This window comes from Marinobacter algicola DG893 (assembly GCF_000170835.1).
Taxonomy (GTDB): Bacteria; Pseudomonadota; Gammaproteobacteria; order Pseudomonadales; family Oleiphilaceae; genus Marinobacter; species Marinobacter algicola.
In genome coordinates, this window is the sequence record NZ_ABCP01000016.1 from 13,672 (window position 1) to 37,429 (window position 23,758).

Annotated in this window: 30 protein-coding genes; 1 reads left to right on the forward strand and 29 read right to left on the reverse strand. The window is 56.9% G+C overall.

The window, feature by feature from the left end; translation table 11 throughout:
* Positions 1–3 precede the first annotated feature (3 nt).
* The 13 genes from MDG893_RS11570 to MDG893_RS11630 all read right to left on the reverse strand — a co-directional run bounded on the left by MDG893_RS11570 (position 4) and on the right by MDG893_RS11630 (position 12,438).
* Positions 4–522, reverse strand: coding sequence for a prepilin-type N-terminal cleavage/methylation domain-containing protein (locus MDG893_RS11570; RefSeq protein WP_007153975.1), 519 nt, complete (start codon positions 520–522; stop codon positions 4–6).
* A gap of 25 nt (positions 523–547) precedes the next feature.
* Positions 548–1,129, reverse strand: coding sequence for a hypothetical protein (locus MDG893_RS11575; RefSeq protein ID WP_007153976.1), 582 nt, complete (start codon positions 1,127–1,129; stop codon positions 548–550).
* Positions 1,130–2,359, reverse strand: coding sequence for a type II secretion system F family protein (locus MDG893_RS11580; protein WP_007153977.1), 1,230 nt, complete (start codon positions 2,357–2,359; stop codon positions 1,130–1,132).
* A complete protein-coding gene (locus MDG893_RS11585; protein ID WP_007153978.1) occupies positions 2,359–4,155 on the reverse strand; it encodes a GspE/PulE family protein in 1,797 nt (598 codons plus the stop codon). The genes MDG893_RS11580 and MDG893_RS11585 overlap by 1 nt, the downstream gene beginning before the upstream one ends.
* A gap of 3 nt (positions 4,156–4,158) precedes the next feature.
* Positions 4,159–5,229, reverse strand: coding sequence for a tetratricopeptide repeat protein (locus MDG893_RS11590; RefSeq protein WP_007153979.1), 1,071 nt, complete (start codon positions 5,227–5,229; stop codon positions 4,159–4,161).
* A complete protein-coding gene (locus tag MDG893_RS11595) occupies positions 5,226–6,065 on the reverse strand; it encodes an ExeA family protein (protein ID WP_007153980.1) in 840 nt (279 codons plus the stop codon). The genes MDG893_RS11590 and MDG893_RS11595 overlap by 4 nt, the downstream gene beginning before the upstream one ends.
* 1 nt (position 6,066) lies before the next feature.
* Positions 6,067–7,803 (reverse strand): pilus (MSHA type) biogenesis protein MshL, encoded by a 1,737-nt coding sequence (gene mshL / locus MDG893_RS11600; RefSeq protein WP_007153981.1) that lies wholly within the window; start codon positions 7,801–7,803, stop codon positions 6,067–6,069.
* Complete coding sequence (locus MDG893_RS11605) at positions 7,800–8,111, reverse strand: hypothetical protein (RefSeq protein WP_007153982.1); 312 nt, start codon at positions 8,109–8,111, stop codon at positions 7,800–7,802. Before MDG893_RS11605 ends, mshL begins: the two co-directional genes overlap by 4 nt.
* A gap of 1 nt (position 8,112) precedes the next feature.
* The gene (gspM, locus tag MDG893_RS11610; protein WP_007153983.1) at positions 8,113–8,811 is read right to left on the reverse strand and encodes a type II secretion system protein GspM; all 699 of its coding nucleotides are present in this window, start codon (positions 8,809–8,811) and stop codon (positions 8,113–8,115) included.
* On the reverse strand, positions 8,808–9,416 hold the full coding sequence (locus MDG893_RS11615) for a PilN domain-containing protein (protein ID WP_007153984.1): 609 nt from the start codon (positions 9,414–9,416) through the stop codon (positions 8,808–8,810). Before MDG893_RS11615 ends, gspM begins: the two co-directional genes overlap by 4 nt.
* Positions 9,413–10,321, reverse strand: coding sequence for a hypothetical protein (locus MDG893_RS11620; RefSeq protein ID WP_007153985.1), 909 nt, complete (start codon positions 10,319–10,321; stop codon positions 9,413–9,415). The genes MDG893_RS11615 and MDG893_RS11620 overlap by 4 nt, the downstream gene beginning before the upstream one ends.
* 160 nt (positions 10,322–10,481) lie before the next feature.
* On the reverse strand, positions 10,482–11,009 hold the full coding sequence (gene ssb, locus MDG893_RS11625; protein WP_007153986.1) for a single-stranded DNA-binding protein: 528 nt from the start codon (positions 11,007–11,009) through the stop codon (positions 10,482–10,484).
* A gap of 58 nt (positions 11,010–11,067) precedes the next feature.
* The gene (locus tag MDG893_RS11630) at positions 11,068–12,438 is read right to left on the reverse strand and encodes an MFS transporter (protein WP_007153987.1); all 1,371 of its coding nucleotides are present in this window, start codon (positions 12,436–12,438) and stop codon (positions 11,068–11,070) included.
* Between the two features lie 195 nt (positions 12,439–12,633).
* Between MDG893_RS11630 and uvrA the strand changes: the two genes are divergently transcribed.
* Entirely contained in the window at positions 12,634–15,465 is a 2,832-nt protein-coding gene (uvrA, locus tag MDG893_RS11635) for an excinuclease ABC subunit UvrA (RefSeq protein ID WP_007153988.1), read from the forward strand.
* 72 nt (positions 15,466–15,537) lie between these two features.
* On the opposite strand, the gene rplQ is transcribed toward uvrA, so the two are convergent.
* From rplQ to rplX, 16 genes are all read right to left on the reverse strand, one after another.
* Positions 15,538–15,936 (reverse strand): 50S ribosomal protein L17, encoded by a 399-nt coding sequence (gene rplQ / locus MDG893_RS11640; RefSeq protein WP_007153989.1) that lies wholly within the window; start codon positions 15,934–15,936, stop codon positions 15,538–15,540.
* 33 nt (positions 15,937–15,969) lie between these two features.
* Positions 15,970–16,974 carry a DNA-directed RNA polymerase subunit alpha gene (locus MDG893_RS11645; RefSeq protein ID WP_036203352.1) on the reverse strand — a complete coding sequence of 335 codons (1,005 nt, stop codon included), beginning with the start codon at positions 16,972–16,974 and terminating at the stop codon, positions 15,970–15,972.
* Between the two features lie 35 nt (positions 16,975–17,009).
* On the reverse strand, positions 17,010–17,630 hold the full coding sequence (rpsD, locus tag MDG893_RS11650) for a 30S ribosomal protein S4 (protein WP_007153991.1): 621 nt from the start codon (positions 17,628–17,630) through the stop codon (positions 17,010–17,012).
* Between the two features lie 18 nt (positions 17,631–17,648).
* Positions 17,649–18,038, reverse strand: coding sequence for a 30S ribosomal protein S11 (gene rpsK, locus MDG893_RS11655; RefSeq protein WP_007153992.1), 390 nt, complete (start codon positions 18,036–18,038; stop codon positions 17,649–17,651).
* A gap of 13 nt (positions 18,039–18,051) precedes the next feature.
* A complete protein-coding gene (gene rpsM / locus MDG893_RS11660) occupies positions 18,052–18,408 on the reverse strand; it encodes a 30S ribosomal protein S13 (RefSeq protein WP_007153993.1) in 357 nt (118 codons plus the stop codon).
* Between the two features lie 141 nt (positions 18,409–18,549).
* Positions 18,550–18,663 (reverse strand): 50S ribosomal protein L36, encoded by a 114-nt coding sequence (rpmJ, locus tag MDG893_RS20735; RefSeq protein WP_008174902.1) that lies wholly within the window; start codon positions 18,661–18,663, stop codon positions 18,550–18,552.
* 30 nt (positions 18,664–18,693) lie between these two features.
* Positions 18,694–20,016, reverse strand: coding sequence for a preprotein translocase subunit SecY (gene secY, locus MDG893_RS11665; protein WP_007153995.1), 1,323 nt, complete (start codon positions 20,014–20,016; stop codon positions 18,694–18,696).
* 17 nt (positions 20,017–20,033) lie between these two features.
* Positions 20,034–20,468: a 50S ribosomal protein L15 gene (gene rplO / locus MDG893_RS11670; protein WP_007153996.1), complete on the reverse strand. Its 435-nt coding sequence runs from the start codon at positions 20,466–20,468 to the stop codon at positions 20,034–20,036.
* 1 nt (position 20,469) lies between these two features.
* Positions 20,470–20,658 carry a 50S ribosomal protein L30 gene (gene rpmD / locus MDG893_RS11675; RefSeq protein ID WP_007153997.1) on the reverse strand — a complete coding sequence of 63 codons (189 nt, stop codon included), beginning with the start codon at positions 20,656–20,658 and terminating at the stop codon, positions 20,470–20,472.
* A gap of 4 nt (positions 20,659–20,662) precedes the next feature.
* The gene (rpsE, locus tag MDG893_RS11680; protein ID WP_007153998.1) at positions 20,663–21,163 is read right to left on the reverse strand and encodes a 30S ribosomal protein S5; all 501 of its coding nucleotides are present in this window, start codon (positions 21,161–21,163) and stop codon (positions 20,663–20,665) included.
* Positions 21,164–21,175: 12 nt separating this feature from the next.
* Positions 21,176–21,523: a 50S ribosomal protein L18 gene (gene rplR, locus MDG893_RS11685; protein WP_007153999.1), complete on the reverse strand. Its 348-nt coding sequence runs from the start codon at positions 21,521–21,523 to the stop codon at positions 21,176–21,178.
* A gap of 9 nt (positions 21,524–21,532) precedes the next feature.
* Positions 21,533–22,066: a 50S ribosomal protein L6 gene (gene rplF / locus MDG893_RS11690; RefSeq protein WP_007154000.1), complete on the reverse strand. Its 534-nt coding sequence runs from the start codon at positions 22,064–22,066 to the stop codon at positions 21,533–21,535.
* A 9-nt stretch (positions 22,067–22,075) separates the two neighbouring features.
* On the reverse strand, positions 22,076–22,468 hold the full coding sequence (gene rpsH, locus MDG893_RS11695; protein WP_007154001.1) for a 30S ribosomal protein S8: 393 nt from the start codon (positions 22,466–22,468) through the stop codon (positions 22,076–22,078).
* 89 nt (positions 22,469–22,557) lie between these two features.
* Positions 22,558–22,863 (reverse strand): 30S ribosomal protein S14, encoded by a 306-nt coding sequence (gene rpsN / locus MDG893_RS11700; protein ID WP_007154002.1) that lies wholly within the window; start codon positions 22,861–22,863, stop codon positions 22,558–22,560.
* 12 nt (positions 22,864–22,875) lie between these two features.
* Entirely contained in the window at positions 22,876–23,415 is a 540-nt protein-coding gene (rplE, locus tag MDG893_RS11705; protein WP_007154003.1) for a 50S ribosomal protein L5, read from the reverse strand.
* 15 nt (positions 23,416–23,430) lie between these two features.
* Positions 23,431–23,751, reverse strand: coding sequence for a 50S ribosomal protein L24 (rplX, locus tag MDG893_RS11710; RefSeq protein WP_007154004.1), 321 nt, complete (start codon positions 23,749–23,751; stop codon positions 23,431–23,433).
* Positions 23,752–23,758 lie beyond the last annotated feature (7 nt).

Below are 23,758 nucleotides of genomic sequence, written 5' to 3' on the forward strand. Positions count from 1 at the left end.
GGATTAATTGATAACCCGAATTACTTCGCCGCTGTCGGCGTCGTACTGAATGTTGTCCGTGCCACCATTGAGGTTGTACTCGTAGGTACAAACGGACCCGCTTGCGGTTGCTGTGTAATCCGTTGTGTCGCCGGACGTTGCCACGGTCGGCGCGTTTGACTGCATCAGGGCCAGCCAGAGGTTCTGGCATTCTGTGGCACTCATGGCGGCCGGGTCGGTGTTGCCACCCACGCCCGTTGGCCAGCCGTCGGCGCTCACGTCGACGTTTTCCTCACCAAAGCCGGTCAGGTCGGTCTGCACGCCGGCGGCGCCGCGGGCAGTCCACTGGGCGCGAACCAGGGCAACAGCGGCGGCGTAGGCGCCGGAGGTGCCCTGGATGCTCGCCCGGTGGGCCTCGTCCGACAGTTCGGCGAACCTTGGCAACGCAAAGGCTGCGAGAATGGCGAGTATGGAGATCACCACCACCAGCTCAATCAGGGTAAAACCCTTTGTCTGGTGAGCTTTTATTGTCATTGCCCTCATAGCGTGGCCTCCCTGAGGCTTGTTATCAATGTTCGGCACGATCGTTTTGCGTCTCCACCGGCTGCAACCTCAGCCCGGACTGGAGATCCTCGTCATCAAGGCGTCCGTTGCCGTTTCTGTCCGTGAATTCGACTGCCACAACCCAAGCCATGTGCGTGTCGTCGCTTCCCTGCCTGTCTCCCTGGGTTATCGGCTGGCGTGGTTGAAATATAACCCTTCCCTGCGCGCCTGCCGTGGCTTTTTTGTAGCCTTTATCGCCGGTTTGTAACGGCTTGAAACACCACCGGCCCGGCTCTGGCCGACCTTCATGACAGATTCCATCATAACGAGCCGGTTCCGATCCAAACCATTCAAAGGGATTCCTGCCTGCCCAGGCCCTGAAGTCGGCCCCTTCCTGCAGGCGAACCTCCGCCCCTTTTACCACCAGTACACTTCTGATCTGGTTGAGCATCAGCCGTGTACCTTGTTGTTCGGCCCTGCCGGCTTCGCGCTCTACTACTCCCAGTAATACCCACCAGAGGGTAAAAAGGATGCACAGGGCGACCAGAAATCTCAGGCGATGTGAGTTGGTCAGCACTGACATCGCCGAATACTTCTGGCCGGTCATTCACCCACGCCCCATGGCGGCCGCCCCCAGATCCCATATAGGCAGGAACACGCCCAGCGCAAGAATGAGAACCAGAATGCCCATGGCCACGATCAATATCGGCTCGATGGATTCCGCCAGCCGCTTGAGGCCGTAGTCCACGTCTTCGTCGTAGAAATCCGCCACATTCACCAGCATATCGTCCACCGAACCGGTTTCCTCACCAACCGCAATCATCTGCAGGATCAGTGGCGTGAACATATCGCTCTGCCGGGCCGTTCGCAGCAGGCTTTCACCACGCTCAATGCCTATCCGCATGTCCTTGATGTGTTTGGATATCCAGGCGTTATCCGTGGCGTCTGCGACCACGGTCAGCGCATGAGTCACGGGCATGCCCGCTGACAGCATACTGGCAAAGTTACGGGCAAACCGGCTTAGGGTGATCAGCTCCAGCAGCGGCCCTATAATGGGCATTTTCAGTTTGTAGCGGTCCCAGGTCAGGCGTCCCTGCTCGGTGTTCTTCCACTGTCGAACCAATAGCGCCGTTGCGGCAATACCAAACAATACGATGTACCAGTAGCCCAACAGGAAGTTGGAGGTACCGACGAGCACTTGGGTCAGGAATGGCAGGTCAGCGCCCAGTTTGCTAAAGACTGCCGAGAACTTCGGAATTACCAGGAAGTTCACCACCATCAGCGCGCCGAACAGGGCAATCACCACGAAAGTGGGATAACGCATCGCCTGTTTGAGGCGCCTTTTGGTGTCGCGCTCCAGCTCGAGGATCTCAGACAGCCGCTTGAAGGCATCGTCCAGTTGCCCGGTGTTCTCCCCCACGTGGATCATGGCGATGAACAGATCCGGAAACACTTTGGGATGTGCCTGCATGGCGGTAGCCATCGTGGAGCCGGCCTCAAGGCGATCCGTTACGTCGTCCAGCACTTCGCTGAGCGCGGGCGAGCGAGTCGTATCCGCAAGGCCGCGCATGGTTCGTATCAACGGGATGCCCGCCTTGGTCAACGCGTGCATCTGACGGCAGAAAACAATCAGCTCGTCCAGGGTGATTTTCTTGCGGAACAGCGGCAGGTTATTCAGCCGATCGCCGATAGAGTCGCTTTGTGCCTGCTCACGGATCGCCAGGGGTGTGATGCCCCGCCGCATGAGTTCGGACGCTGCCGCCTCGGGGCTCGGCGCAGCCAGCGCACCCTGTTGCACGGCTCCCCTGCTGTCCTTACCCCGGTACGTAAACTGCATCAGGCGCCTCCCTCACTGGGAGCAGGGTTGTCGGCATCACTATTACCAGACGGTTGAGAGAGCACCGGCACCTCTTCCAGAGACACATCTCCCTCTGAGGTCGCCGCCACCCGGGCAACTTCTTCAAGGGTGGTGACGCCCTGCAGCGCAAAATCCATAGCACACAGGCCAAGCGGCCGGTAAAGGTGGCTCCTGCGCGCCTCCCGGGTGAAACCGGCGATGTCCTGGCGGCGCAGTGCGTCCAGCATCCCCTCGTTCATTTCCAGCATTTCGTACACACCCAGACGGCCCCGGTATCCACTGTTGCTGCACTGGTAGCAACCACGGCCATGGACAAACCCGGCCTCCAGGTCGAGCGGATCGAGATCGAACTGGTTCAGCCACACTTTTTCCTGACTGGTGGGCTCGTAGGCCTCGCGACAGTTCTCACAGACCTTACGCACCAGCCGCTGGGCGACAACACCAAGCAGGGAGCTGGCCACCAGGAAAGGCTCCACGCCCATGTCGATCAGTCGCATGGCGCTGCTGATGGAGTCGTTGGTGTGCAATGTCGAGAGCACCAAATGGCCGGTCATCGCCGCACGCAGGCCAATCTCGGCGGTTTCATGGTCCCGCATCTCGCCCACCAGGATCACGTCCGGATCCTGGCGCAGCGCGGCGCGCAGTACACTGGCGAATTCCAGGCCGATTTTCGGGTTTACCTGTACCTGGGTAATGCGAGGTAGCCGGTACTCCACCGGGTCTTCCGCGGTGATGATTTTGACTTCCGGGCGGTTGAGCTCGGTTAGCGCGCCATACAAGGTTGTGGTCTTACCGCTACCGGTCGGGCCGGTGACCAGGATCATGCCGTGGGGCTTCTTGATCATGCGGCGGAAGTTTTCGAGCAGCATTTCCGGCATGCCGGTGACGTCCAGGTTCAGCATGCCCTGGCTCTGGTCCAGCAAACGCATGACCACCGACTCACCGTACTGAACCGGCATGGTGGAGACCCGCACATCAATGCTGCGGCCCTTCACACGGATATTGAAGCGGCCATCCTGGGGAATACGCTTCTCTGAGATGTTCAGGCCGGCCATCAGTTTAAGGCGCAGAACCAGGGCGGAGTTGACCCGCTTTTCTTTCATCACCTGTTCCTGCAGCACGCCGTCCACCCGTTGGCGAATGCGTACCACGGTCTCGTCAGGTTCAATGTGAATATCGGAACTGCGGGCCTGCACAGCATCTTCAAACAGCGTCTGCAAAAGCTTCACTACCGGTGCTTCTGTGCTTTCGGACTCGGCGCTGAGGTCTGCCAGGTCAAAAGCGTCGTCGCCCAGTTCGTCTTCCAGCTCTTCCGCCAGCGAGGCAATTTCGTCGGTACGGCGATACACCAGATCGAGGGTGTTCAGCAGTTCGCTTTCACGAACAACGGCCTGCTTGATGGGCTGCTTCAGCACCCGCACCAGTTCGTCGTAGGCGAAGATGTCGAGTGGGTCGGCCATGCCTACCAGCAACTCACCGCTCTGCTCCGCCAATACGATACTGCGGAAACGCCGGGCCATGGCTTCCGGTAGTTTCTTGATCAGTTCGTTGTTGAACTGAAAGTGGCGCAGCTGAACGAATGGCACTTCCAGTTGGCGCGACAGGATGTTGAGAAGGTTGTCCTCCTCCACATAGCCCAGATCAATCAGGGTGCGGCCCAGCTTGCGCCCGGTATTTTTCTGCTCACGCAAGGCGGTCATCAACTGTTGCTCAGTGATAACGTCGTTCTGGACCAGCAGGTCGCCTATGCGGATTTTTTTCTTTGCTTCAGCCATGGATCATCCTGCCCGCAATGCCTGCAGACGTTGCTGTACGTAGTCGGCCAACGACCGAGGCAGCCCCGGAAGTTCGGCTGCCTGCCGGTAGGCCCTGGCCGCTCCGGCCAGCTCGCCCTGCGTTTCCAGGGAAATTGCCAGCCCCACCCACCAGGGAGCCTGACTGTCATCCCAGGCAATCAGTGCCGCCCAGTGCCGGGCGGCTTCTGCGCTATCACCCTGTTGTTGCAGCAACGTTGCCAGCGTAACGCGGTACTCAGCATGCCCTTCCACGGGAGGAATGCTGGACGTCAATGTTTCGAGGGCTGCAGCGAGATCATCATCGGCGTGCAAGGCCCTTGCTCTGAGCAAACGCAACGCCGGGTTTTGCGCGCTAACCTCGGAGGGCAGCCAACCAAGGGCCTGATCCTGTTTGCCATCAACCAGCAGCGCCCTGGCAACAACATAGCGACTGCGGGGAGCATCCTGCTCCCGGGTCAGGGCGGCAAGACGGCGCTCTGCGTCGGTAATACGGCCTTGCGCCACCAATTTTTGCAGTTCCCTCGCAGTGCTACGATCAGTCGCAGCCGGCGTTTCCGGCACCTGTTTCACGTCAGTAATGGCAGTCTGTTCGGGTTCCGCCTCCTGAGTTTCTGTCTCTGTTGAGGACGGTTCTAACTCTTCCCTTTTCGCCACCGAGACGGGAGATGTCTGGGCCGGCACTTGTTTCGCTGTGTCGGGTTCCATGATGTCGGGTTCCGTGGTTTCCGGCGGCAACGGCTCTGGCGCCTGGTTTTGTGACGCGAGTGTTTGCGGGGTGGTTGACTGTATTTGAACCGGTTCCGGCTCCACCATCGCTGGCGATGGCACGGGCTTTGCAGCTTCTGCCGGTTCTGCGGGGGCAGAAGAGGAGTCAACCGAAAACAGCCAGTAGCCACCAAGACCTGCGACAACGATCGCCAGAACCACCAACGCAATCAAAAACACGGGCCTGCGATTGTTGGCCGGCGACTGACCGCCAGCATAGATCCCGGGTGCCACAGGCCGGTCCTGGCGCTGTTCGGCGGCTCTCAATGCATCATTGAGCAAACTCATAGCCACCTCACCAGAAGGTTCGGTACACGGGCACTGTCTGTGTCCCTGACCGCCTGCATCACGTGCCAACGGCCTACCTGACGGTCGCCCCGGCCCCACGCCGACAACAGGGACTTATGGGCGATAATATTGACCAACCGCGGGATGCCGCCGGATGAGCGGGAAATCAAACGCAATGCAGAGGGCGCAAACAGATCACCGCCGTTGTACCCTGCCTGGGACAGGCGGTGCCTGAGGTATTGTGCCACCGATACCTTATCCAACGGTGCCAGACGGTACTGAAATGTAATCCGTTGCCGGAGCTGCCTCATGCTGTTCTGCTGGAGTATCTGGTCCAGTTCCGGTTGTCCGAACAACACCACCTGCAGCAGCCGGCTACTTTCGGTTTCCAGATTGGTCAACAAACGCAGCGCCTCGATGGTTTCTTCGGGCATGGCCTGAGCTTCGTCGATCACCAGCACCACCTGCCGTTGTTCCATGGCCAGCGCAATCAAGCGCTCGTTCAGAGCTTTCAGTATCTGGTGGGTGTTGGCGCAACGCGCAACATCTACTTCCAGTTCCTCCGCCACCGCCTCGTAGAGGGTCTCCGGTGTCAGCTGCGGGTTGGGAATATAGGCCGTATGGGCATCCTGCTCCAACTCATTGAGTAACAGACGGCACAGCAGGGTTTTGCCGGTACCAACCTCGCCGGTGATTTTTATAAAGCCTTCCCGCTCACGCAAGGCCACCAACAGCAGCTCCAGCGCATCGCTGTGGCTACGTGCCCGGAGGAAATACCGGGTGTTGGGCGTCAATGCAAACGGTGCTTCCTGCAGTCCGAAATGAGCTTCGTACATGCTAGCGCCTGGCTTTCTCCGGTTGGGGTTTAACAGACTCGGAAGACTCCAGCAGTTCCCGCAGAACCCGCATCCGGTCGCGACTGGCCGATACATCCGCATTCATCTGCTGGCTACCGGCAACCACGGGGCGTAACAGAATGACCAGCTCGCTCTTGCGAGACTGGAACCGGCGCTGTTTAAACAATTCTCCCAATAGGGGAATTTCACTGAAAAAGGGTACTGCCGAGTTGTTGTCCTCGCTGGTGTTCTGAATCAACCCGCCGATCACCACAATCTGTCCACTCTCGGCACGGATAACGCTGTCGGTCTCGCGAACGGTGCTGAGCGCCAGCGGCAGTGTGACGTCCCGATCCCCCACCGTAATCACTTTCTTCTGGTCATTCACCTCGCTCACAGAGGGATGCACATGCAGGGTAATGGCGCCGTCTTCTGAAATCTGTGGGGTAACATCCAGCGATATCCCGGAGAAAAACGGGGTCAGTTCCACAGAGGTGGACGTCCGGTCAGTGGCCGTCACCGCCGAGTTGTTGTCGTCAAAATCGATGTCCGTTACGAAAAACTCGTCAGTACCCACCTTGATCACCGCCTTTTGATTGTTGACGGTGGAAATTCGGGGGCTGGAGAGAATCTGCACGTTGCCTTGCTCGCCAAGCAATTCAATCAACCCGGTAAAGTCGCCCGCCCGGACGCTGGCCGAGAACAACCCTCCAATATCTGAGGTAGTAATCACCTGCCCTGCCAAGGCCTGTGCGGTGAAGTCCTCCGGCAAGCCATCCGATGCCGTCACGCTTGAGGCACTCTGGATATCCGCCCAGTTGATGCCTTGCTGATAGCCTTCGTTCAGTCCAATCTCCAGAATCTTGGCTTCCAGCACCACCTGCCGCTGCATGATCAACTGAGTCCGGCGAAGGTACTCTTCCACCTGCGCCAAAGACTTTCCATCGGAGCGCACCATTACCAGCCCCGCTCCGGGGTTGATGATCACCTGACTGCCATTCTCCGACCCTACGATCATTTGCAGTGCGCGCTGGATATCGGTCCAGAAGTCGGACTCGGTCTCTGTGGAGATACGAGTGCCGACCAGGTTCGCTGTTGAAGTGTTGTCGGAATTGTCCTGCGACGTGCCTGCGCCGGTTGAGTTGTCACGTGAGCTGCTCACCTGTCCTGAACTGACACGGGTCTCAGAGCCGCCACTGCGCTTGAAGTGCAGGTAGTCGATCGGGAACATCCGAGTCTGGACGCTTTCAGCCTTTACCTGAAACAGTCGCCCGTTGCGCTGAATATCAAGGCCATAGAGATCACTGGCGATATCCATTACTTCGGGAACGGTCACGTCCCGGAGCCTCAGATCAACAACGGCGTCAACACCGGGATGAATCACGACGTTATAGCGGCTACCTTCCACCAACGCCTCGAAAAATGGACCGGCGGCAAGGCCTCGGGCATCGACGTCAAACCGTTCTTCGTCATTCGTGTCCGCAGACAGCGACGGCATCAGGGCCGCGCTGATATCTTCCGGAACACCACCCCGTGCGGCCTGTTCCCGCTCGGCACGCTGCAGCGCGGATTTGGCTTCGGCCTCCGCCAACGCATCGTCAATCGACTGTGCAGCGTCCGTCGAGGTGGCCTGACTGGTACGCATCAGCGGGTTATTACTGCAGGCCGCCAGTGACGTTGCCAGCAGTACGGTCAAAAACGTTCGGTTCAGTGTCATAGCAGCTCGTTTGTCTGTCATTGCGAACTCCGCACTTGCGGAAGGGGCTCAAGGCGCAGAACGCGCACTCTTCCCTGATCAACCAGCTCAACCCGGTCAGGGTATATCCGCCGAATGCGAACCCCCTCGAACGCCTGCCCTTCCCGGCGGGTCTCTCCATCAATAACCGCCAACCTGCGATTATTGCCAATAAATATCGACGCCAGCGAAAACTCCCTCGCCGGTTCTGACTGCGGGGCACTGGCTGAAAAGCCGCTCGGCCGGGTTGGATCCTCAAGGGCAAACGCATACCCGGCAGCCAACATCAATATGATCAGCAACACCCTCATGTCAGACTCCCAACCATGCGCGGTCCAGGCTCAATGTCCGAACCCGAACCCGAATCTCGTTGTTCGGATACTCACTGACATCATAGTCAAGCAGCACCCAACCGAGACGTGCGTCCATGGTTTCGAGGGTCTCGAGGTAAGCCAGCACATTCAGATAGCCGCCACGAATGGCAATTTCCGCATCGTGTGCGAACAGCAACGGCTCACGGGTATCATTGTCGTTATTGCTGTTGGCATCGCCCGCCTCCCCTGGTCCGTCCTCAAATACGGGCACAGGCGGCATCAATTCAACACCCAGCAGTTCAAGTTCGTCCTGGGCCGCCAGGATGTCCCGCAATAATCCCACCATGGCCCTCGGCGCAATCAGCTGTCCGGTGGTTTCGGCCAGTTCTTCATCAAGCTGGTCAAGACGCTGCTGGCGCGCCGCGAGCCTGTCCCGAATTTGCAGGGACGGATCGGAAGACAGGCGCGCGGTCAACACCTGTTGCTGCTCGAGCAAAGACGCCTGGGTGTTGGCCAAAGAATCCAGGCGAGATCGGAGTTGGTCGTTGCGGCTCATCACAGGCGCTACACACAATTCCCAGCCAACAAAAAGAACCAGGACCACGGCGGTTACAGTAATCATGGCCCGCTCGCGAACAGGGCGGTCGTTGAACCAGGTTGCGCCTCTATCAAATTGCTGGCGAAAATCCTGTTTCATTCAGCACTCTCCCAATTCCTGTCCGTGGCAACCTGAAACTCAATCCAGCGCCCGTCTTCCTCTCGGTCAAGCCGGAAGCTGCCGAATGTCTTGCCCATAAAGGCAGCCTCCCCGCTGAGCTTTTCGAGGTATACCGGCACGAGCCGCCCGGTCTGCGACCTGCCCGCCAAAGCAACATTTCCCTGATGACCGTCCAGACGGATGTGCGTCAGCCAGAGCCCTTGGGGCACCTGTCGAGCCAATGCCGACAGCTGCGCTGAAAACCCCGCGGCCTCGCTGGTCACAAGGTCTTCCACACGACTCAGCAATCGCTGCCTTCGCGCCAGCGTCGCGGTTACACGCTCAAGGGCGGCTTCAACCTCGGGGTCGGGTTGGCGGGCTTCCGCTTCGGTGGTCAGTTGCTCCACCGAGCGCTGTAGCTGATCGTTCTGCGACTGCCGCGAATCGACCTTCGCCTGCAAGTGCGACGCCTGATATCGGACAACCCCGGCGGAAACCGCAATCATAACCAACGCCAGGGCCAGAACGGACAGCGCCATCCGGGCCTGCAGTTTTTCCTTTCGGGGGCGGAGTTCGTCGGTATAGAGGTTGACCTGCTGGATCATTTTGCCCCCTTTCCGGTCGGGAACAGGCTTGCGCCCCAGGCAACCAGACAGCGGCTATCAAGGGGCTCATCAAGACCGTAAGGTTCCCAATCCAGCGTTTCAACAGTGGCCGCCACATAGGAGGCAAGCATGGAGGGCAATGGCATGAGGTTATCACGCGCCACCAGGCGAATGACGGCAGGGGGCACTTGTCCCAACTGGCTTTCGTAATAATCGAGGGAGCGTTGCATCTCAAGGGCCAAAGACTGCACGGCGTTCTCCTGCCGCGTTGCATCCCGAAGGTCATCCGACGTCACGTCCAGCCGTCGCGACAGGTACAGGGTTTCCCCTTTACAGACGATCATCTGCCCGAACCGTTCGCGCATGTGCACCACGGCCGCTCCCCGATGATCGGGGTCAATGCGGGGCACCAGATTACGCAGAGCCAACTCGGCAATATCAATGGACGTCAATGCCAGATCGCATTCCTCGACCAGTGCAACCAGCTCTCTAACGAGAGACTTCCTGGCAGCAACCACGTTAACCAGGTCCCCGCGACCACGAGAAGCATCTTCAGGAAACGGAAACACATCGCAGACCGCATCGGACGGGTTAAAATCGAGTATGTCCTTGAGTTTCCACTTCAGGGCGTCACCAAGCTCCGAGTCTTCAACGCCCTCCGGGCGCTCCAACTGGAACACCTGGTATTGGTCCATCGGTAAAACCAGAGTGGTATTGACACCAGCCCAGGCGCGCTCGCCGACCAACGCACGGAGAACGGATTCCCGCTTTGCCGGCAAGCAATCGGCAAAAGCAGCGTTACCTCCAGACTCCGCCCACGCAATACCGTCAGGACGAATTTCCAGATAGAGGTGCTGCCGTTTATCGGAACGCTTCAGAAAGCTTTTAATAAAGCTCAGGGCCACTCGAAAGCCTCGATGCCTAAAAAATGGACAGTTCTTATAATGACTTTAATAGTAGTTGAAAAAGTAGACGTAATTCCATGTTTTATTGTTCTATTTGACTGGTTTTTGCAACTCGTTAACAGAAAAGCCCCCGCATGGCGGGGGCTTTTTGTAACCAACTCTAGAATGGTATGTCGTCGTCGAAGTCATCAACCGGTTCCGGCATGCTGCCCTGTGACGGCTGACTGTACCCCCCGCCTCCGGATTGCTGCCCGGAGGGGCTTGCGGCGGCGGGCGCTGCATTACCCGTTTGCTGAGGGCGACCAGCGGGAGCGCCTTGGCTCATGCCGCCGCCTTCACCGCCACGGCTGTCGAGCATCTGCATCTGGCCGTTGATGTCCACCACCACTTCGGTGGTGTAGCGATCCTGACCATCCTGCCCCTGCCACTTGCGCGTCTGCAACTTACCCTCGATGTAGACCTTCGAGCCCTTACGCAGGTATTGGCCAGCCACCTCGGCAATCTTGCCGAACATCACAATCCGGTGCCATTCGGTTTTCGGCACCAACTGACCTGTTTGTCTGTCCTTGTAGCTTTCATCGGTTGCAAGGTTGAGGTTCACCACCGCATTGCCGTTCGGGGTATAGCGGGTTTCCGGGTCCTGCCCCAGATTCCCAATCAGAATAACCTTGTTTACGCCTCGTGCCATGATCTGCTCCTGACTCTGTTTTCAGGGATGGCCTGCCTTCCCTGCAGACCTCCGAATTTCAAGATTGGCTGCCCTGCCGGACAAATGAGAAGCCCGCAAGCGACAGCTCATCAAATGTTTGACGATCAACCTTCAGGTAGGCGGTTTCCGCCTCCTCCAGAATGACAACATCCTGCACCCCGGGGATGCCTCTCAGAGTGTCATCAATCTCATCAAACTGACTGTAAACCACAGGCTGCAACTGTACCACGAAACTGGTGGTATGGCCCGGGGCCGACATCGTCAGCGCCACCGCGAGCCATATCAGCAGCGCGCCCACCATGAACCACAGCACGCCCTGGAGCCCCAATTGCTCGAGCAGAATACCACCAACCGCTCCACCCAGAAACGCCCCGGAAAACTGGGACGTCGAATAGACCCCCATAGCCGTGCCTTTTGCCGCTGCTGGCGACTCTTTGCTGACCAGAGACGGCAAGCTTGCTTCCAGCAGATTAAACGCCATAAAGAAGAAGAACAGCACACCCCAGGCCACCAAAAGCCCACCATCAAGCGCACCGACACAAGCCGTTGATAGCGCAAGCAGCGCAATGGCACCACAAAATACAGGCTTCATCCGGCGCTTTTTCTCACCAACGATAATGAACGGCACCATGGCAAAGAAAGAGGCCACCATCACCGTCAGGTAAAACCACCAGTGGGACGACGCAGGAAGCCCCAGCCGATCCTGAAGCAGGGTTGGAAAGACCAGGAACATGGCGGTCAGCACCAGGTGCAACGCAAAGATTCCGAAATCCAGCCTGAGCAACCGGCCGTCAGAAAGCACAGTCTGCAACATCGCCCTGGCAGGATGGGTATCCGCGCTGGATTTGTGTTCATGGGGAGTCGGAACCAGACGGTTGACGACCACTATCGCAATCAGCGCCAGGATGGCCGTTGTATAGAAGATGCCGGACAGGCCGGAAGTGGCCCCGAGCAGCGGCCCCAGCACCAGGGAGACCGAAAAGGACAGTCCAATGGAGATGCCCACCGTTGCCATCGCCTTGGTTCGCTCTTCTTCGCGGGTCAGGTCACTCAGTAACGCCATCAGGACGCTGGCGATTGCCCCTGCCCCCTGAAGAATCCGACCGGCGATTACAACGTATATGGAGTCTGTGGAGGCAGCCAGCAAACTGCCTGCGGCGAAAAGTATCAGCCCGATGTAGATCATCCGTTTGCGGCCAATCCGATCAGACAGCATACCAAACGGAATCTGCAGCAGCGCCTGACTCAGACCATAGGCTCCGATGGCCAGACCAATCAGCGCAGGTGTCGCGCCGTCAAGATCACTGCCAAGAAGAACGAACACTGGCATCACCATAAAGAGCCCAAGCATCCGCATGGCATACACAGATGCCAGTGCTACTACGGAGCGTCTTTCCAGTGAGTTCATGAGATGCCTGGCCTGAGATGGTGTCCGGAAACAAGGGTTCAGAAGGGACGCCTGCCCTTCATTAAATCGCTGCGCATTGTAACAGAAGCCACGCAGACAGGGCATCGTGCAATTAAGTGCTTAAAAGTCCCAGGCTCTTGGCCGGCCGGGGGCCAAACACGGTATAATTTTCGTTTTTTCCGACAGCGAGGTGTTATGGACCATATCCAGATCAAAGGGGCACGAACCCACAATCTGAAGAACATTGACCTGGATATGCCAAGGGACAAGCTGATCGTTATCACCGGGCTGTCCGGTTCGGGTAAATCCTCCCTGGCGTTCGACACGCTTTACGCTGAGGGGCAGCGCCGATACGTGGAATCACTGTCCACCTATGCCAGGCAGTTTCTGTCGATGATGGAAAAGCCCGATGTGGATCATATCGAGGGTCTTTCACCGGCCATTTCGATTGAGCAAAAGAGCACCTCCCACAACCCTCGCTCCACCGTCGGCACCATCACCGAAATCTACGACTACCTTCGCCTGCTGTTTGCCCGCGCTGGCGAGCCTCGCTGCCCGGATCACGATCAGCCACTGGAGGCCCAGACCGTGAGCCAGATGGTGGATCAAGTACTGGCCATGCCCGATGACAGCAAGCTGATGATCCTCGCGCCAGTCATCCGTGACCGCAAGGGCGAGCACTTACAGGTCATCGACACAATGCGCAGCCAGGGCTTTATTCGCCTGAGGGTGGACGGCCGTGTTTACGATATCGATGACGTTCCAACCCTGGACAAGAAACGGAAGCACCAGATTGACGTGGTGGTCGACCGCTTCAAGGTCAAACCAGGGCTTGAGCAACGGCTTGCCGAGAGCTTTGAAACAGCTCTCGGCCTGGCTGATGGCATCGCACTCGTCGCCCCCATGGACAATGAGGGAGAAGAACATACGTTTTCCGCGCGCTATGCATGCACCCTTTGCGGCTACGCCATCAGCGAGCTGGAACCAAGACTGTTTTCCTTCAACAACCCTGCCGGTGCCTGCCCGACTTGCGATGGCCTGGGCGTCAAGCAGTTCTTCGATGCCGAGAAGATCGTCCAGCACCCAGAGGCCACCCTCGCCGAGGGCGCCATCAAGGGCTGGGACCGCAGGGCCGTGTACTACTTCCAGATGCTGACCAGTGTGGCCGAACATTATGGCATCGACATGGATACTCCCTGGGAGGATCTGCCGGAGGAATTTCGTCAGGCGCTGCTCTACGGCACGGGAACCGAAGATATCCCATTCCGCTATGTAAACTCGCGTGGCCACATCATGGAGAAGGCCCATCCTTTTGAGGGCATCCTGCCGAACCTGGAGCGCCGCTACCGGGAAACCGAGTCGCAGAGCATGCGAGAGGAACTGGCGCGCAACCTCAGCACACAGCCCTGCAAGGAGTGCGGCGGCTCACGGCTTCGGCGCAGCGCCCGGCATGTATTTGTTGAGAAAAACAATATCTCGGACGTTACCCATATGCCCGTTGGCGACGCCCACGACTACTTCGGACAGCTCGCCCTACCGGGCCGCAAGGGTGAAATCGCCGAGAAAATCCTCAAGGAAGTTCGTCAGCGACTGCAATTCCTGGTTAACGTTGGCCTGGAATACCTGACCCTTGAACGCAGCGCCGATACTCTCTCCGGCGGCGAAGCCCAACGCATACGACTGGCGAGCCAGATCGGTGCCGGCCTTGTGGGCGTCATGTATATTCTCGATGAACCGTCTATCGGCCTCCACCAAAGGGACAACGATCGCTTACTGGCCACGCTGTTCCATCTCCGGAACCTGGGCAATACCGTTATCGTTGTCGAGCACGACGAAGACGCCATCCGGGCTGCGGACCACGTGATTGATATCGGGCCAGGTGCAGGTGTGCATGGGGGCCACATCATTGCCCAAGGCACCCCCGAAGACATTATCGCCTCCAAGGACTCCCTCACCGGGCAGTATCTGTGTGGCGAAAAAGAGATCGCAATCCCTGAACAACGCCATACCCGGAAGGGTAAACCGCTGGTACTGGCAGGCGCGACCGGAAACAACCTGCAGGGTGTCACATTAACCTTACCGCTGGGCGTTATGACGTGTGTCACCGGCGTTTCGGGCTCCGGCAAGTCCACGCTGATCAACAGCACCCTGTATCCGGTGTGTGCGGCAAAGCTCAACAAAGCTACGAGCTTAAGCCACGCACCCTATGAATCACTGAAAGGTCTGGACCAGCTCGACAAAGTCATCGACATCGACCAGAGCCCCATAGGCCGGACACCCCGCTCCAACCCGGCAACCTACACCGGACTGTTCACCCCGATACGTGAACTGTTTGCCGGTACCCAGGAAGCCCGTTCCCGCGGATACAAACCGGGCCGCTTCAGCTTCAACGTTAAAGGTGGTCGTTGTGAGGCCTGTCAGGGCGACGGCGTAATCAAGGTGGAGATGCACTTCCTGCCGGATGTGTATGTTCCTTGCGATGTCTGCAAGGGCAAGCGCTACAACCGCGAAACCCTGGAGGTCCGCTACAAGGGCAAGAGCATCCACGAAGTGTTGGAGATGACGGTTGAAGAAGCCCGTGAGTTTTTCGACCCGGTTCCGTTCCTCGCCCGCAAGCTGCAAACCCTGATTGACGTCGGGCTATCGTATATCCGCCTCGGGCAAAGTGCCGTCACCCTGTCCGGAGGTGAAGCACAACGCGTCAAACTGGCCAAGGAACTGTCCAAGCGCGACACTGGCAAGACGCTCTATATTCTTGATGAGCCCACCACCGGCCTGCACTTCTACGACATCCAGCAACTGCTAACGGTACTGCAGCGACTGCGGGATCACGGCAACACCATTGTGGTAATCGAGCACAATCTGGATGTGATCAAAACGGCGGATTGGATTATTGACCTCGGGCCCGAAGGCGGCTCAGGTGGCGGTCAGATCATTGCGGAAGGGACCCCAGAGCACGTTGCCGAAGAGGCAGGGTCACATACCGGGCGGTACTTGAAGGGCGTCTTGGCCCGGGATCGCAAATAAAAATTACTGAGGATGAGGCATAAAAAAACCGGAGGCAGACGCCTCCGGTTTTTTATTGGACTTGGCGAAAACTTAATCTTCGCTTTCGTCCACTTCTTCTGCTTCGATGTCCAGCGGACGACCAACCAGCTCTACAAATGCCATGGGGGCATTGTCGCCGGCACGGAAGCCACACTTCAGAATACGAAGGTAACCACCCGGACGCTCATTGTAACGGGGACCAAGCTCATTGAACAGCTTGGCAACCGCCGCATCGTCACGCAGGCGAGAAAACGCCAGACGACGATTCGCGACCGAATCATTCTTTGACAGCGTGATCAAAGGCTCCGCTACCCGGCGAAGTTCTTTCGCTTTCGGGAGCGTAGTTTTGATCAGCTCGTGTTCAACCAGTGACGCAGTCATGTTACGGAACATGGCCTTGCGATGCGCACTGGTCCTGCTGAACTTACGACCACTCTTACGATGACGCATTGCTCTGATTCCTTACCTTAAACTAATCGGCGATTAACCGCCCAGGACCCGATCGTCGCCACGAAGGCTAGCCGGCGGCCAGTTATCAAGACGCATACCCAGTGACAGACCGCGGGACGCGAGCACGTCCTTGATCTCAGTAAGCGACTTTTTACCAAGGTTAGGCGTCTTCAGCAGCTCAACTTCAGTGCGCTGAATCAGATCGCCGATGTAGTAAATATTCTCAGCCTTCAAGCAGTTAGCTGAACGCACTGTCAATTCCAGATCATCAACCGGACGCAGGAGGATCGGATCAATTTCTTCCTCTTCCTCAACACGCTCGGGCTCTTTTTCGTGATCGAAATCAACAAACACGGCCAGTTGTTGCTGGAGGATGGTCGCGGCCCGGCGAATCGCTTCTTCCGGATCAATCGTACCATTGGTTTCCAGATCAATAACCAGCTTGTCCAGATCGGTGCGCTGTTCTACCCGTGCACTTTCCACGGCGTAGGCCACACGGCGGACCGGACTGAAAGTTGCGTCCAGTTGCAGGCGTCCAATGGCGCGAGTCTCGTCCTCGTCCAGACCCCGCTGATCAGCAGGCTCATAGCCGCGACCACGGGCAACCTTCAGACGCATGTTCACTTCACCATTGGCACTCAGGTGACAGATCACATGTTCCGGGTTGGTGATCTCGACATCGTGATCCAGCTTGATATCACCGGCAGTGACAACGCCCGGGCCTTTCTTGCTGAGGGTTACCTCGGCATCGTCCCGGCCGCCCATTTTCACGGCCACGCCTTTAAGATTCAGAAGAATCTCAATGACGTCTTCCTGAACACCTTCGATCGCGCTGTACTCGTGCAACACGCCGTCGATCTGTGCCTCGGTAATGGCACAGCCCGGCATTGAGGACAAGAGTATCCGACGCAGTGCGCTACCAAGAGTATGACCGAAGCCCCTTTCCAGAGGCTCCAGGGTCACTTTGGCGCGCATGGCGCTTGATTCTTTCACGTCAATGGTACGAGGTGTCAATAACTCATGTACTGAACGCTGCATAGACGCCCCTAATTGCTCTCGTTGCTAACTGGGCTTTACTTGGAGTAAAGCTCGACGATGAGGTTCTCGTTGATGTCGGCCGGCAATTCAGTACGCTCAGGCACTGACCTGTAAACGCCGGACATCTTGCTGGCGTCGACCTCTACCCAGCTCACCGGTGCGCGGCTGGAAGACAGGTCCAGCGCGCCTTTAACGCGGAGCTGGTTTTTTGCCTTCTCACGCACGCTCACAACATCGCCTGGACGGACTTGATAAGACGGAATGTTTACCAGCTTATCGTTGACCAGGATCGCTTTGTGAGAAACGAGCTGACGGGACTCAGCACGGGTAGAACCAAAACCCATGCGATAGACAACGTTATCAAGACGGCCTTCCAACAGCTGCAACAGGTTTTCACCGGTTGCACCCTTGATGCGGGCGGCCTCTTTGTAATAGTTGCGGAATTGCTTTTCCAGTACGCCGTAAATACGACGGACTTTCTGCTTTTCACGAAGCTGTACGCCATATTCGGACAGACGACCGCGACGCGCGCCGTGCATACCCGGCGGAGTCTCGATGTTGCACTTGGAATCGAGCGCGCGAACACCGCTCTTCAGAAAAAGATCTGTCCCTTCACGACGAGACAGCTTGCACTTCGGGCCTATGTAACGAGCCATAATTCACTGTCTCCTGTGTTAGACGCGGCGCTTTTTGGGCGGACGACAACCGTTATGGGGAATCGGCGTCACATCAGTGATGTTGGTGATCTTGTAGCCGCACGCATTCAGCGCACGAACCGCAGATTCACGTCCGGGCCCCGGACCTTTAACCTCTACGTCCAGGTTTTTAAGGCCGTATTCAGCAGCCGCATTACCGGCTCTTTCAGCTGCTACCTGCGCAGCAAAAGGTGTACTCTTGCGTGACCCACGAAAACCAGAACCACCAGAGGTGGCCCAGGACAATACGTTGCCCTGACGGTCAGAAATGGTCACGATAGTGTTGTTGAAGGACGCGTGAATGTGCGCGACGCCATCAACAACCGTCTTTTTCACCTTTTTACGGGTACGTGTACCTGGCTTTGCCATGTTTGCCTACCTGTTACTTACGAATAGGTTTGCGAGGACCTTTACGGGTGCGGGCGTTGGTCTTTGTGCGCTGGCCACGGACAGGAAGCCCATGACGGTGGCGCAGACCACGGTGGCAACCGAGATCCTTCAAACGCTTAATGTTCATCTGAACTTCACGACGCAGATCGCCTTCAACGGCCAGCTTGCCTACTTCGGTACGAAGTGATTCAAGCTGCTCGTCGGACAGGTCCTTGACCTTGACGTCCGGCTTAACACCGGTTGCATCGCAAAGCTTCTGGGCTGCTGTCTTACCGACTCCAAAAATGTAAGTCAGTGAGATAACAGCATGTTTGTGATCGGGTATATTGACACCGGCTATACGTGCCATCCAAATTACTCCGCGTTCAAAGCTTTGCTGTGTGAATTTTCCGCCACTATAAAAGGGCGCGAAATAATAGCGCCTGACCCCACCTGAGGTCAAGCGCCATTAATCGTACCCTTTACAATATCAGTGCTGAATCCGTATGGATTAACCCTGACGCTGCTTGTGGCGAGGCTCCGAGCAAATGACTCGTACCGAGCCATTGCGACGAATTACTTTGCAGTTACGGCAAATTTTCTTTACCGAAGCGCGTACTTTCATTGTCGACTCCAGTTTTCAAGGGGAACGGGATTATCCGTTCCGACCATAGCCCTTGAGATTGGACTTCTTCATCAACGAATCATATTGATGAGACATCAGGTGCGACTGAACCTGAGCCATGAAATCCATCACCACGACTACAACAATCAGCAGAGACGTGCCGCCCAGATAGAACGGTACATTCCCGGCAACCATCAGAAACTGAGGGAACAGGGACACTGCTGCAATGTACATTGCACCGAACAGAGTCAGGCGGGTCAGCACACCATCAATATACTTGGCAGTCTGATCGCCCGGACGAATGCCCGGAATAAACGCGCCTGAGCGCTTGAGGTTATCCGCAACTTCTTTCGGGTTATACATCAACGCTGTATAGAAGAAGCAGAAGAAAACGACTGCTGCTGCGAACAGAATGATGTATAGCGGCTGGCTAGGTGCCAATGCCTGGGAAATATCACTCAGCCATTCCATGCCCTCGCCCTGACCGAACCACTGCCCCAGCGACGCCGGGAACAGCAGAATGGAGGAAGCGAAGATCGGCGGAATAACGCCTGCCATATTCACTTTTAAAGGCAAATGGCTGGACTGCTGAGCAAATACCCGCCGGCCTTGCTGGCGCTTCGCGTAATTGATGGTCAGTCGACGCTGACCACGCTCCATAAACACCACGAAGCCAATGACAGCAACCGCCAGGATACCAATACCCAGAACCACCAACAGACTCATCTCACCGTTACGTGCTTGCTCCAGGGTCTGCCCTATGGCACCTGGAAGGCCAGCAACAATACCGGCAAAAATCAGCAGGGAAATCCCGTTGCCAACGCCGCGCTCGGTGATCTGCTCACCCAGCCACATCATGAACACGGCACCACTGACAAAGGATACCACGGCCACAAAGTGGAAGCTGAAGCTGTCGTTGAAGGTCACACCCTGAGAGGCCAGCCCGACAGAAATACCAAAGCCCTGAACCAGGGCCAGGATAACCGTACCATACCGCGTGTACTGGCTTATCTTGCGACGACCAGCTTCACCCTCTTTCTTCAGCTGCTCCAGCGTCGGACTGACCGCTGTCATCAACTGCATAATGATAGAGGCTGAAATATACGGCATGATACCAAGTGCGAAGATACTCATCCGCTCAAGCGCACCACCGGAAAACATGTTGAACATGCTCAGGATTGTGCCCTGGTTCTGTTCAAACAGTGCCGCCAGACGGTCGGGGTTAATACCCGGCACCGGGATGTGGGCACCGATCCGGTACACCAGCAATGCCAGGAAGACGAACCAGAGCCGCGATCGCAGCTCTGCCAGTCCTTTACCCGCGCCCGCAGGCAATGATGCGTTCTTGGCCATTTAGTCCTCGACTCGCCTTAGTCTTCGACTTTACCGCCCGCGGCAGTGATCGCCTCGCGTGCGCCTTTGGTCACCTTCAGACCCTTGACAGTCACTGCGCGGCTCAGTTCACCGGACAGAATAACCTTCGCTTCACGAATTTCTTCGCGAACGATGTCAGCCTTCTTCAGGGCCTCAAGATCAGCTACGTCACCGTCAACTTTCGCCAGTTCGTTCAGACGAATTTCAGCCACATAGCGCTGCTGGCGCGAGGTGAAACCGAATTTCGGCAGACGACGGGCCAACGGCTGCTGACCGCCTTCGAAACCAGGCGCAACACTGCCGCCGGAACGGGCCTTAAGACCCTTGTGACCACGACCACCGGTCTTGCCGAGGCCGCTACCGATACCGCGACCCACGCGCTTGGCGGCAGGACGTGAACCAGGCTCCGGACTAAGTTCGTTCAGACGCATCTTAGTTCTCCTCTACCTGCACCAGGTAGTTAACCCGGTTGATCATCCCGCGGATGGAAGGTGTATCTTCCACTTCCACGGTGTGACCGATTTTACGAAGACCCAGGCCCTTAACGCACAGCTTGTGCTTGGGCTGACAGCCGATGGGGCTGCGGGTCAGTGTTACTTTGATCGTTTTTGCGTTCGCCATGACTTCAACCCAGAATCTCTTCCACGGATTTACCGCGCTTGGCTGCAATATCTTCAGGCGCTTGTGTAGCCTGGAGACCCTTGATGGTGGAACGTACCACGTTCACCGGGTTGGTGGACCCGTAACACTTGGACAGTACGTTCTGCACACCCGCTACTTCCAGTACGGCACGCATAGCGCCACCGGCGATGATACCGGTACCTTCTGATGCAGGCTGCATGTAAACCTTGGAACCACCATGCTGCGCTTTAACCGCGTACTGCAGGGTATTTCCGTCAAGCGGGATGTCGACCATGTTCTTGCGCGCAGCTTCCATTGCTTTCTGGATCGCAACCGGCACTTCACGCGCCTTGCCACGACCGAAACCAACGCGTCCTTTACCATCACCCACTACAGTCAGTGCAGTGAAGGCAAAAATACGACCGCCCTTAACAACCTTGGCGACGCGATTGACCTGAACCAGCTTCTCCTGGAGCTCAGGCGCCTTCTGTTCGTTAACGCTCATCTTCTCCACCTCTTAGAATTGCAAGCCAGCTTCACGGGCTGCGTCGGCCAGAGCCTGGACGCGACCATGATAACGGTAACCGGAGCGGTCAAAAGCGACCTGCTCTACACCTGCTGCCTTGGCACGCTCAGCAATCAGCTGACCGACCTTTTTGGCAGCGTCCACGTTACCGGTTGCACCCTGGCGCAGGTCCTTATCCAACGTGGAGGCAGCCGCCAGCACCTTGCTGCCGTCTGCAGTCGTAACCTGGGCGTACATGTGCCGGGGTGTACGGTGTACACACAGGCGGTTGGTACCCAGCTTACGGATCTTCATGCGCACTTTGCGTGCGCGACGCAATCTTTCGTTATTCGCGCTCATAGTCCCGCCTTATTTCTTCTTGGCTTCTTTGCGTCTGACCTGCTCATCCGCATAACGCACACCCTTGCCTTTGTAAGGCTCTGGCGGACGGAATGCGCGGACTTCTGCAGCGACCTGGCCAACCTGTTGCTTGTCGATTCCGCGAATCACAACTTCCGTATTGGACGGAGTTTCAGCGGTAATCCCCTCGGGCAGCTCATATTCAACCGGGTGTGAAAAACCCAGTGTCAGATTGAGCTTCTTACCTTGCGCCTGGGCACGGTAGCCTACGCCCGTCAGCGCGAGCTTGCGCTCAAAGCCTGCAGACACACCGGTCACCATGTTGTTGACCAATGCGCGGGTGGTACCAGCAAGAGCGCGGGACTGTTTGGCTCCATCACGGGGCGCGAAACGCAGAACGTTTTCTTCCTGCGTAACCTCTACCACATGGTGGATGGTGAATTGAAGCGATCCCTTGGACCCCTTCACATTAATTTCCTGTCCGTTCAGCTTAACCTCAACACCGGAAGGCAGCACGACAGGATTATTGGCAACCCTGGACATGTGTATCTCCTAAAATACGGTGCAGATGACTTCGCCACCCACGCCGGCAGCACGTGCAGCGCGGTCTGTCATTACGCCCTTGGACGTAGAGACAATCGCGACTCCCAGACCACCGGATACCTTCGGCAGCTCCCCAGCGCCCTTGTACTGGCGCAGACTCGGACGGCTGACCCTCTTGATTTCCTCAATAACCGGCTTACCACCGAAGTACTTGAGGTTAATGGTCAGCTCGGGTTTCGCGTCAGCTGAGACGGAAAAATCGGCTACGTAACCTTCGTCCTTAAGGACCTGGGCTACGGAGATCTTCATCTTTGAAGACGGCATAGCCACATCGGCCTTCTGTGCCATCTGTGCATTACGGATACGGGTAAACATATCCGCAAGCGTATCTTGCATACTCATTGGTATGAGACTCCTGATCTTTTTAGTTGTGCAGCGGCGCGCCGCACCGCTTACCAACGGGCATCTGACCTACGGCCAGAGTGCCTGCCTTACCAGCTTGCTTTGGTCAGGCCCGGGACATCACCGCGCATGCCAGCTTCACGCAACTTGATACGTGACAGCTTGAACTTGCGCAGAACGCCATGGGGACGACCTGTAACCTGGCAACGATTACGAAGACGCGAGGGAGACGCATCACGAGGAAGCTGTTGCAGCTTCATCTGTGCATCCCAACGGTCATCATCGCTGGTATTCGGGTTCTTGATAATCGCCTTGAGTTCGGCGCGCTTCGCTGCGTACTTCGCAACGGTTTTTTCGCGCTTGAACTCGCGGTTCTTCATGGAAACCTTAGCCATTACACTCGTTCCTTATTTCTTGAACGGAAAGCCGAAGGCTTTCAACAGTTCGCGACCTTCATCGTCGGTACCGGCAGTGGTGGTAATGGTGATATCAAGTCCACGGATCTTGTCGACTCTGTCGTACTCGATCTCGGGGAAAATGATCTGCTCACGCACACCCATGCTGTAGTTACCGCGACCATCGAAGGACTTGGGATTCAGACCGCGGAAGTCACGAATGCGGGGTACCGCAATGTGAACCAGACGATCAAAGAAATCCCACATACGCTCACCGCGCAGGGTAACTTTACAACCGATCGGCCAACCTTCACGGATTTTAAAGCCCGCTACGGATTTACGTGCCAAAGTGACAACCGCTTTTTGACCTGCCAAGGCTTCAAGATCCGCCACGGCATTTTCAATCAGCTTCTTGTCACCGACCGCTTCGCCGACACCCATATTCAGGGTGATCTTTTCGATACGCGGCACCTGCATGATGTTCTTGTAGCTGAACTCTTTCTGCAGGGCGGGTACCACTTCCTTACTGTACTGCTCTTTCATGTTAAGCATCGTAACCACCACCGCTTACTGGTTATCGACGACTTCTTTCGTGGACTTAAAGATCCGCACTTTGGCGCCGTCTTCCTTGATCTGGAAGCCTACGCGATCGGCTTTGCCGGTCTGCGGATTAAAAATAGCCACGTTGGAAGCCTGGATAGGTGCTTCTTTTTCGACGATGCCACCTGGGGTGCCGAGCATCGGGTTTGGCTTGGTGTGCTTCTTGATCATATTGATCCCAGAAACAACAACCCGGCCATCGTCCTGAACCTTCAGGACTTTACCACGTTTGCCTTGGTCTTTCCCCGTAGTGACGATTACTTCGTCATCTCGTTTGATCTTTTTCATAACCGGC

Coding starts and splice junctions, on each gene's coding strand:
- MDG893_RS11570 (WP_007153975.1), bottom strand. CDS start 522: ATGAGGGCAATGACAATAAAAGCTCACCAGACAAAGGGTTTTACCCTG.
- rpsE (WP_007153998.1), bottom strand. CDS start 21,163: ATGAGCGTTAACGAACAGAAGGCGCCTGAGCTCCAGGAGAAGCTGGTT.
- gspM (WP_007153983.1), bottom strand. CDS start 8,811: ATGAAACAGGATTTTCGCCAGCAATTTGATAGAGGCGCAACCTGGTTC.
- MDG893_RS11615 (WP_007153984.1), bottom strand. CDS start 9,416: ATGATCCAGCAGGTCAACCTCTATACCGACGAACTCCGCCCCCGAAAG.
- MDG893_RS11595 (WP_007153980.1), bottom strand. CDS start 6,065: ATGTACGAAGCTCATTTCGGACTGCAGGAAGCACCGTTTGCATTGACG.
- MDG893_RS11605 (WP_007153982.1), bottom strand. CDS start 8,111: ATGAGGGTGTTGCTGATCATATTGATGTTGGCTGCCGGGTATGCGTTT.
- MDG893_RS11575 (WP_007153976.1), bottom strand. CDS start 1,129: ATGACCGGCCAGAAGTATTCGGCGATGTCAGTGCTGACCAACTCACAT.
- rplO (WP_007153996.1), bottom strand. CDS start 20,468: ATGCGTCTGAACGAACTTAGTCCGGAGCCTGGTTCACGTCCTGCCGCC.
- MDG893_RS11585 (WP_007153978.1), bottom strand. CDS start 4,155: ATGGCTGAAGCAAAGAAAAAAATCCGCATAGGCGACCTGCTGGTCCAG.
- MDG893_RS11630 (WP_007153987.1), bottom strand. CDS start 12,438: ATGAACTCACTGGAAAGACGCTCCGTAGTAGCACTGGCATCTGTGTAT.
- MDG893_RS11590 (WP_007153979.1), bottom strand. CDS start 5,229: ATGAGTTTGCTCAATGATGCATTGAGAGCCGCCGAACAGCGCCAGGAC.
- rplR (WP_007153999.1), bottom strand. CDS start 21,523: ATGAGCGCGAATAACGAAAGATTGCGTCGCGCACGCAAAGTGCGCATG.
- rpsD (WP_007153991.1), bottom strand. CDS start 17,630: ATGGCTCGTTACATAGGCCCGAAGTGCAAGCTGTCTCGTCGTGAAGGG.
- MDG893_RS11580 (WP_007153977.1), bottom strand. CDS start 2,359: ATGCAGTTTACGTACCGGGGTAAGGACAGCAGGGGAGCCGTGCAACAG.
- rplF (WP_007154000.1), bottom strand. CDS start 22,066: ATGTCCAGGGTTGCCAATAATCCTGTCGTGCTGCCTTCCGGTGTTGAG.
- rpmD (WP_007153997.1), bottom strand. CDS start 20,658: ATGGCGAACGCAAAAACGATCAAAGTAACACTGACCCGCAGCCCCATC.
- rplQ (WP_007153989.1), bottom strand. CDS start 15,936: ATGCGTCATCGTAAGAGTGGTCGTAAGTTCAGCAGGACCAGTGCGCAT.
- rpsM (WP_007153993.1), bottom strand. CDS start 18,408: ATGGCACGTATAGCCGGTGTCAATATACCCGATCACAAACATGCTGTT.
- mshL (WP_007153981.1), bottom strand. CDS start 7,803: ATGACAGACAAACGAGCTGCTATGACACTGAACCGAACGTTTTTGACC.
- ssb (WP_007153986.1), bottom strand. CDS start 11,009: ATGGCACGAGGCGTAAACAAGGTTATTCTGATTGGGAATCTGGGGCAG.
- secY (WP_007153995.1), bottom strand. CDS start 20,016: ATGGCCAAGAACGCATCATTGCCTGCGGGCGCGGGTAAAGGACTGGCA.
- rpmJ (WP_008174902.1), bottom strand. CDS start 18,663: ATGAAAGTACGCGCTTCGGTAAAGAAAATTTGCCGTAACTGCAAAGTA.
- rpsH (WP_007154001.1), bottom strand. CDS start 22,468: ATGAGTATGCAAGATACGCTTGCGGATATGTTTACCCGTATCCGTAAT.
- rplX (WP_007154004.1), bottom strand. CDS start 23,751: ATGAAAAAGATCAAACGAGATGACGAAGTAATCGTCACTACGGGGAAA.
- uvrA (WP_007153988.1), top strand. CDS start 12,634: ATGGACCATATCCAGATCAAAGGGGCACGAACCCACAATCTGAAGAAC.
- rplE (WP_007154003.1), bottom strand. CDS start 23,415: ATGCTTAACATGAAAGAGCAGTACAGTAAGGAAGTGGTACCCGCCCTG.
- rpsK (WP_007153992.1), bottom strand. CDS start 18,038: ATGGCAAAGCCAGGTACACGTACCCGTAAAAAGGTGAAAAAGACGGTT.
- rpsN (WP_007154002.1), bottom strand. CDS start 22,863: ATGGCTAAGGTTTCCATGAAGAACCGCGAGTTCAAGCGCGAAAAAACC.
- MDG893_RS11645 (WP_036203352.1), bottom strand. CDS start 16,974: ATGCAGCGTTCAGTACATGAGTTATTGACACCTCGTACCATTGACGTG.